Origin of the sequence: Martelella alba (genome assembly GCF_005217455.1) — a bacterium.
GTDB lineage: Bacteria > Pseudomonadota > Gammaproteobacteria > Enterobacterales > Enterobacteriaceae > Acerihabitans.
Genome location: NZ_SZPQ01000022.1, coordinates 13,507 through 21,962, shown reverse-complemented (window position 1 = coordinate 21,962; position 8,456 = coordinate 13,507). Strand labels below are relative to the sequence as shown.

The 8,456-nt window shown below is 54.7% G+C and carries 6 protein-coding genes; all 6 read left to right on the top strand.

Annotation, left to right across the window (positions count from 1 at the left end; genetic code table 11):
• The first annotated feature begins 186 nt into the window (after positions 1–186).
• The 6 genes from FCN80_RS15375 to FCN80_RS15350 all read left to right on the top strand — a co-directional run bounded on the left by FCN80_RS15375 (position 187) and on the right by FCN80_RS15350 (position 8,450).
• Positions 187–1,935 carry a winged helix-turn-helix domain-containing protein gene (locus tag FCN80_RS15375; RefSeq protein WP_136991055.1) on the top strand — a complete coding sequence of 583 codons (1,749 nt, stop codon included), beginning with the start codon at positions 187–189 and terminating at the stop codon, positions 1,933–1,935.
• 5 nt (positions 1,936–1,940) lie between these two features.
• Positions 1,941–2,405, top strand: a complete 465-nt coding sequence (locus FCN80_RS15370; protein WP_136991098.1) for a transglycosylase SLT domain-containing protein — start codon at positions 1,941–1,943, stop codon at positions 2,403–2,405.
• 396 nt (positions 2,406–2,801) lie between these two features.
• Positions 2,802–3,575 carry a helix-turn-helix domain-containing protein gene (locus FCN80_RS15365; RefSeq protein WP_230492700.1) on the top strand — a complete coding sequence of 258 codons (774 nt, stop codon included), beginning with the start codon at positions 2,802–2,804 and terminating at the stop codon, positions 3,573–3,575.
• Positions 3,572–5,278 (top strand): type III secretion system outer membrane ring subunit SctC, encoded by a 1,707-nt coding sequence (gene sctC, locus FCN80_RS15360; protein ID WP_136991053.1) that lies wholly within the window; start codon positions 3,572–3,574, stop codon positions 5,276–5,278. Before FCN80_RS15365 ends, sctC begins: the two co-directional genes overlap by 4 nt.
• The gene (gene sctW, locus FCN80_RS15355) at positions 5,269–6,366 is read left to right on the top strand and encodes a type III secretion system gatekeeper subunit SctW (protein ID WP_136991052.1); all 1,098 of its coding nucleotides are present in this window, start codon (positions 5,269–5,271) and stop codon (positions 6,364–6,366) included. Before sctC ends, sctW begins: the two co-directional genes overlap by 10 nt.
• A gap of 44 nt (positions 6,367–6,410) precedes the next feature.
• Positions 6,411–8,450, top strand: a complete 2,040-nt coding sequence (locus tag FCN80_RS15350; protein WP_136991051.1) for an EscV/YscV/HrcV family type III secretion system export apparatus protein — start codon at positions 6,411–6,413, stop codon at positions 8,448–8,450.
• The last annotated feature ends 6 nt before the right edge of the window (positions 8,451–8,456 follow it).

The window sequence follows — 8,456 nt, the reverse complement described above, 5'->3', positions numbered from 1 at the left end:
ATAGAATTCCATCGCTGAATTAAAATGAAATTATTCATACTCTAAATAATTCAAGTTGCATCGCGACGACATGAGGGCGAATGTCGCCAACACAGAGGCAATTTGCGGTATGACGGGTATATCCTTTAATCAAGCGCCCCTTTTAATCACAACGGCTCTCAATTTTCTGGCAGAGGATATTCAGTCATGATGATATGTTCAAATGAACACGCGGTGAAAGCGAATCCATTACCTCTCGCTATCAGAGGGATAAGGAAAGAAGTCGTTAAGCATTTCCCTGTCCGGTATTGTTTCGGCGATTTTGTCCTGGAACCGTCCCGTCTGTTGTTTCATAAGAATAAACAGATTGGCATTTCGCCCAAGGAGTTGGGCGTGCTGGTGCTGTTGCTGGACTCGGCCGGCGAGATCGTCACTAAGGACGATATCATCCGCGAGGTCTGGTCGGGCGGCAATGTGGGGGAGGAATCGCTGACCCGCTGCGTTTATGTCTTGCGCCGCATTCTGCGCGAGGGCAAGCAACAGCGGTTCATCGATACCATCTATGGCCGCGGATACCGCTTCACTCAGCCGGTAACCCGTACCGTTCCGTCAGACTCCCCGGCCGCCGGCGAGTGCGTGTTCGCCGTATTGCCTTTCAGGCTGGGCAGCCGGCCGGATGCCCTTAACCTGCACGACGCCATCGTGCAGGAGATGGCCGGCCACGCCGCATCGGGCGTGCAGGTGCTGCCGTCGTCCCTCACCCAGCATTGCGGCTCCTTGCTGTCGATGCTGGACGTGCTGGAAAAAGTCCGTCCCGATTATTACCTGGCGGGTTACGAGCTGGATTTGTCAGAGGGGCCGGCGCTGCGAATCGAACTGATTCGCGCCCAGGATCATGTGGTGTTGCACCGGGAAGGCATACCGTTGGATAACCCCTTGGATATCGAGCGGGTCAAGGGGCTGGTCAGGCCGTTTATCATCCGGCATATCTCCGGTCTGTGCAAACGGGACGATCCGGCCTGTCTGCCGCTGGCGGCGTGCGATCCCTGGGCGTTGCTGCGCGAGGGGCGCGAGGCGTATCTGCTCTATACCCCCGAGAGCCTGGTGCGCGCCAGGACCTTGTTGTTGCGGTGCCAGCAGTTGCTGCCGGAGGATATCGCCGTGCAAACCTACCTGGCCGAATGCTATTTCGCCCTGGGGCAGATGGGGATGCAGGAATTGGACGGCGCATTGCGCGAATGCGCCATGCTGGTGGAAAGGGTCTTGGCGACGGAACCCCGGCATGCGCCGGCCCTGGCGCTAAACGGCGTGCTGCATGGCCTGAATTCGCGCTTCCCGCTGGCGGCCGAGCAATTTCGGCAGGCCCTGGCCTCGGATGGCGACGATCCCGCCGTGCAATTTTACTATGCCTGGCATCTTTTCATTGTCGGTGAAATCAAACGGGCTTTGCATTTCGCCCGCCAGGCCTATCAGACATTGCCGACCATGACGGCCATCCCGGTACTGATGATGTGGTTGTTTTATTGCGACGGCGATGCGTCCGCCGCTTTGGAACTGGCCGACCGGCAGCCTGGCGAGGTGATGCGGCATCCGGTGCTGCTCAGCATGAAGGCGGTCATTCTCTGTACCGAGGGGCAACCGCGCCTCGCGCGGGAATTAATTGCGCATTTACGCCTTGGCGGGGAACGGGACGGTATCGTTTATTTCAATACGTTATACGCCCGTTTATTTTCCATGCCGGCCGCCGCCGACCGGGAACAGTTGGCGCATATTATGCAACGTGACGCACATCCCATGCCCTCGGCGTTATTGCCGGCCATTATCCAGGATCAAGGCGTTGGCGTCGCCAAAAAATGGTATGATAAAATCATCGGCGCTTCCTCGCCCTGCCATCTGCTGTGGCGGCACGATCCGCGAGTCCGTCCGCTTTCCCTTGCCGCCGGGGGGGCCGTTTGACTGCGATGTCGTTGTGCCGGGTCGCTGGTTTGCTATGGCTGCTGGCGGTAAGCGGCGGCGCATCGGCCGCCTGCTGGGCGGTTGCCGAACGGCATTTCGGCATAGAGGCCCGATTGCTGCAGGCTATCGCCCTGACCGAGTCGAATATGCAACCGGACGTGACCAACATCAACGGAAACGGCACGCGGGACATGGGATTGATGCAAATCAACAGCGCTCACCTTCCCCGTTTGGCGAAACTGGGTATCGATGAACAGTTGCTCTATGAGGATGGCTGCGTTTCGGTTATGGTTGGCGCATCGATATTGGCCGATATGATGAAAATATACGGATATTCCTGGGAGGCCGTGGGCGCCTATAATGCCGGTGTTGGAAAAGATCGTCGCGATTTGCGGCTCCGGTATGCCAGGCGGGTCTGGGACCATTATACCCGGCTTTCCGCGCAAAAGGACTCCCCGCATGTCGGTTGACGTCATCCAAGGTAAAGACGGCCGTGTCGGGCAAAGAGTTACTGATTTCATGTATGCTCGGCATACTGCGCATTGCCTCTTTGTCGGCTGCGCTCGCTTGCCGGCGCGATGCCACTTGGTTTATCCAGGGTATATGCGCGAAGCATGACAAGTATATAAGAGAAATTGAATATATGCTGATTATACCTATTGTAATTAATATTATTAACACTCAGAGAATTAATACTCTCTGATATTATTTCTTAAAAACCCACAAAAAGAGTAGATACTATTTTGTCGTCGGGCGCTGGAAATTGTAAAATCTTTTCATTTTTGAATCAGATTCCCATCATGATTTAATTAAAGCAAATAGGCATCATAATGAATATGAAGGCGAATCGAAAACGGGCAGAACTGATGATTCACAAAGAAAATACCATCGCCCCCGTCAAGCTGCTGGCCAACACATTCCAGGAAGGCGTTAACGCTCCGCAATGCTGGCTGTTGAAAACCGGGGAACAAGAGTGCAGGTTACAATTTCAATCAGGTAATACCGCATCGTATCTTGATCTGGTCCGGCATTGGCACGGTATTCTTCTGTTGAACAAGGTACAAGTGGAGGTCGTCTCCGGCAGCGTGGCGCAACAGGCGCTGCCTTTATTCGCGCTGGTGAAACTGCAAGTATTCATCGATGAATCAAAACAGGTGCAGTTGAAATATGAACAGCAACGGGTATGGGAATGCATTGCCCTTGATAAATATCCGCACATCGTCAATTTCAACGATGTGGAACGTTGGTTGTTGACGCAATGCCATTCCCGGACATCGGAAATGGCGTTGCTGGCCAATTTTTTACGGCGCACTGAATGGTACTGGTTAATTCGATATTTATTAAACGAGTCGGTAAATCACGCCAAGTTAAATGAATTGGGCGCGCGTTACGGCTTGTCCTATTCCCATTTCCGGCGGTTATGCCGAAATGCGCTGGGCAATTCCGCAAAGAACGAAATGCGCGGATGGCGGATAGCCAGAGCCCTACTGGACGTGGTGGAAGAAGATCAAACTTTGACCCAGGTGGCTATGCGATATGGCTACGCCTCCTCTTCGCATCTTTCCAATGACATCCGGGATGCTTTCGGCGTTTCCCCTCGTGGATTGTGGAACATGATTAATAAGAAATCGGAAGAATGAAACCGTTGAGAAATTGCAAACAGACCCTTATCAGCTGGTGCCTTGTAGGCGCGATATTGGCCGCGCCGGCGGCGGCCCAGCCTCCGTCCGGCGGCGCAACCACCGATACCGAAGGGTATATCGCCAACAAGGACGGCCTTAAAACCTTCTTTGACGCCTTATCGTCACGGTTCGGCAAGCCGGTTATCGTCAGCAAGGCGGCCGGCCGCAAACAGATCAGCGGCGAATTCGATTTCAGCAATCCCCAGGCGTTGCTTGAGCGTATTTCTCAGCAATTGGGGCTTATCTGGTACAACGACGGCCAAGCCATTTACGTCTATGACGCCGGGGAGATGCGTAATGCGGTCATGTCATTGCGCAACACGTCCTTTAGCGCTTTAAGCAATTTTCTGCATAACTCCCGGCTGTACGACAAGCGTTTTCCGTTGCGGGGCGATGACAATAGCGGCACGTTCTATGTCTCCGGGCCGCCGGTGTATGTGGATCTGGTTCTCAATACCGCCAAATTCATGGATGAACAGCCGGGAATGCCCGGCGACGCGGAAAAAACGGCGGTCATCCGGCTGCACAACACATTCGTCGGCGATCGCGTTTATAACATACGTGGCGAAAAGGTCACTATTCCCGGTATCGCCACCGTGATTGAGCAGTTGCTTTACGGCAATGGCAAGAACGGCCGGGAAATCATGCCGCAAGTGCAAAACCTAGGCCATGACGCCGTGTCCGCGCCGCCGATGCCGGATTTTACCGGCGAAAACCTGTCGGCCTCCGCAGCGGCCTACCAGCCCCGATCCAGTCTGGCGGAGGCGTTGCGCGCCGGGGCGGGGGCGGGCAACATCAACGTCATCGCCAATCCGGATACCAACAGCCTGCTGGTGAAAGGCAATCCCCGGCAGGTCCAACTGGTGACCAATCTGGTCGCGGCGCTGGATACGCCCAAACGCCATGTGGAACTTTCACTGTGGATTGTGGATCTGCAGAAAGAAGATCTGGATCAGTTGGGCATCGATTGGCAAGGCCAACTGAACATGGGCGATCGCTTCGGCGCCACGTTCAATCAAGGGTCGTATTCGACGCTGGACGGCGCGCGTTTTGTCGCCTCAATCCAGGCGCTGTCGCAGAAGAAGCGGGCCAATATCGTCTCGCGGCCAGTGGTCTTGACCCAGGAAAACGTACCGGCGATTTTTGATAACAACCGCACCTTTTATACCCAATTGATCGGCGAACGGTCAGTGGACCTGCAGCATGTGACTTACGGCACCATGGTCAGCGTGTTGCCGCGTTTTTCCGCCGATGGACAAATCGAAATGCTGCTGAATATCGAGGACGGCAACGAGGTGCCGAGCAATGATGTCTCGGCCGAGACATTGCTGCCCAAAGTGGGGCGAACCCATATCAGTACCGTGGCGCGGGTACCCAAGGGCAAAAGCCTGCTGGTGGGGGGATACACCCGCGACGAAACCAGCGGCAAAACCGGCCATATTCCAGTGCTGGGCAAAATGCCGCTATTGGGCGGATTGTTCCGCTACAACCAGGATAGCCAATCCAATACTGTGCGGATTTTCCTCATCCAGCCGCGGGAAATCAGTGAACCGTTACCCACTGATGCCGGCAATTTTGCCCATGACTTTATCGCGGCGCGGCGGGAAACGCATTTGGCGGATTGGTCGCGCAATTATCTGGAGAGTCAGAAATGGCGATAGGCATCGGCAATCACGGGGCGTCCCCGTCGCCCTACACGCGAACGGAATCCACCGGCTCCGGCGCGCAACCGGCGGCGGATTCCGCGTCACGGGCCAACGAAGGCGCGGACGAAACGCCGGCGGGGCAAGTGCAGAAATTCGTGCAGTCCAGCGATGAACTGTCCGCGGCGGCCAGCCAGTTCGCCAATCGACGATTGTTTGAGAAAAAAGGCAACGCCGCCACCGACAGTTTTGAGCGGGTACTGGATGAGGACGCGACACCCAAGGCCAGAGCGCTGCTGCGGGTTGCCGCGGTGCGGGGAGAGTCGCTGGCGTTTTTGTTGCGCTATGCCCGTTCGCTTTTCCCGGACGACAGCGACTTGATTATGGTGTTGCGGGAGTTGTTGCGGCGAGAAACGGACAAGACGCAAAAAAAGCGTTTGCAGGCGCTGCTTGATGAAGCGGAGTCGGAAGGGCTAAGCCGGGATACGAAAGCCGGTATCAATTGCGCCTTGAAAGCCCGGCTGTTCGGACACAGTCACCTGGCGCTGAAACCCGGTCTGCTCCGGGGCAGCTATCGGCGCTTCTTGAGCGGCGAAGGGAACGGCACCGAGGATTATAAAGACTGGATAGCCGCCTATGGCTTCCAGCATCGCGCCGACGTTCTGCATTTTATCGAGGCGGCGTTGCTCGCGGATATTGATTCGCTGGATCCCAGTTGTTCCAGGCGGGAATTCGGCGATCTGATCAATAAACTGGGGCATTTGAAACGGTTGCGCTCGGGCGATGCCGCCTTCATAAGAAAATTATCATCACATCCGGCAACGGGCGAACTGGACAAAAGCGAAGCGGAATGGCTGGTGTTATTCTTTTCGTTTTTACAGTATCCTGAACGGCCGGGAGAGCATTTATATGCTGTGTTGGGTGAGCGTTTTCTTATGGCAGGCCATGGAATACATTCAACCATTATTCAAGCTATATTTCAGGCATGTAAATCATTACCTATTGAATTATTCGATAATGCTGAATCCTTACCCGTTATGCTGGATAAATTGCGAGACCTGGCGGCAATCGCTTATGGGCGCGAAATTAATGTGAAAAGAAGGTAATTACTAACCTCCTTCATCTATTTAAACTGTAATGGAATAATGACGTGTTTAATAAATTACTCTACAATATTCATTCGCGACCAGAATTGCTGATCCTGGCTTTGGTCGTCATGATTATCGCGATGCTCATTATTCCATTGCCAACCTATCTGGTGGATTTTTTAATCGGCCTGAATATCGTCATCGCCGTATTGGTTTTCATGGGCACGTTTTATATTGAACGCATTCTCAGTTTTTCGACATTTCCCTCGGTATTGCTGATTACCACGTTATTCCGGCTGGCGCTGACCATCAGCACCAGCCGGCTGATATTGACCGACGCGGACGCGGGCGAGATCATCGCGACGTTCGGCGAGTTCGTCATCGGCGAAAACCTGGTGGTGGGATTTGTGATTTTCGCCATCGTGACCGTGGTGCAGTTCATCGTGATCACCAAAGGCGCGGAACGGGTTGCGGAGGTGGCGGCGCGGTTTTCCCTCGACGGCATGCCGGGTAAACAGATGAGTATCGACGCCGATCTGAAAAGCGGCATGATCGATGCCGACGGCGCGCGCGAGAGACGCAGCGTGCTGGAGCGGGAGAGTCAGCTTTACGGCTCCTATGACGGCGCGATGAAATTCATCAAAGGCGACGCCATCGCCAGCATTATCGTCGCTTTCGTCAACTTTATCGGCGGCATGGCGGTCGGGATGAGCCAGCATCGCATGGACATGTCCGAGGCGCTGGGCACTTATACCATGCTGACCATTGGCGATGGGCTGGTGGGGCAGATCCCGGCCCTGCTCATTTCCATCAGCGCGGGCCTGATTGTCACCCGGGTAAACGGCGACGGCGACAACATGGGCCGCACTATCATGCAGCAACTGCTAGGCAATCCGTTTGTGCTGGTGATAACCGCCCTGCTGGCGTTGTCCATCGGCATGCTGCCGGGTTTTCCGCTGCCGGTGTTCATTCTGCTCGCCGCTGCGTTGAGCGCCCTGTTTTACTTCAAATTGCGGCGTGGCCGGGCCGATACCGCCTTATCCACGGGTTATGATGATGACCAGCAGGATCGGCACGGTCTGGAAAGCCGGATGGGAATCATCGACGATCTCGACCATGTTACGGCGGAAACCGTGGCGCTTATTCTGCTGGTGGCTCGGGAGCATCACGCCCAGATGGAGAAAGAGCGGCTGGGCGAGCGTCTTCGCAGCCAGTTTTTCGTGGACTACGGCGTCAAGCTGCCGGAATTGATTTTGCGCCCGTCGGACAATGTCGACCCGCAGTCGGTCGTGGTATTGATAAACGAGATCCGCGCCGATTCCTTCGTCATACATTTCGACATGATGAGGGTGGTCAACGGTTCCGACGACCTTTATCAACTGGGTATCGATACGCGGGTGGAGAAAGACGCCGTCTGGGTGGAGCGCCAGGCGCAGGAAACGCTGCTGCAATTGGGATTTCACCTGCGGTCGGCCGTGGATGAGATCTACCATTGCTTCTCGGTACTGCTTTCCCACCATGTCAGCGAATTTTTCGGTGTGCAGGAAACCAAGCACATGCTGGATATGATGGAAAACAAATATCCCGACCTGCTCAAGGAAGTCTTGCGCCACGCCACCGTGCAGCGCATTGCCGAGGTCTTGCAGCGTTTGCTGGCGGAACGTATCTCCACCCGCAATATGAAACTGATCATGGAATCCCTGGCCCTGTGGGCGCCGCGGGAAAAAGATGTTATTACCCTGGTCGAGCATGTGCGCGGTGCGCTGGCGCGCTATATTTGCCATAAATTCGCCGTCCATAACGAATTGCGGGCCGTCATCATCTCGGCGGAAGTGGAGGATGTGATACGGGGCGGCATCAGAAACACTTCCGCCGGCGCCTTTCTCAACCTGGAGCCCTCGGTTACCGATGAACTGATGGATCAATTCACTCTGGGCCTGGAAAATAGTTTGGTGGCACATAAAGACATGGTGCTATTGACTTCCGTGGATATTCGCCGCTTTGTTAAGAAATTTATCGAGAATCGGTTTCGTGATCTCGAAGTGATGTCCTATGGAGAATTGACAGAAGTCGTCAATGTGAATGTGATAAAAACAATCTGATTAATC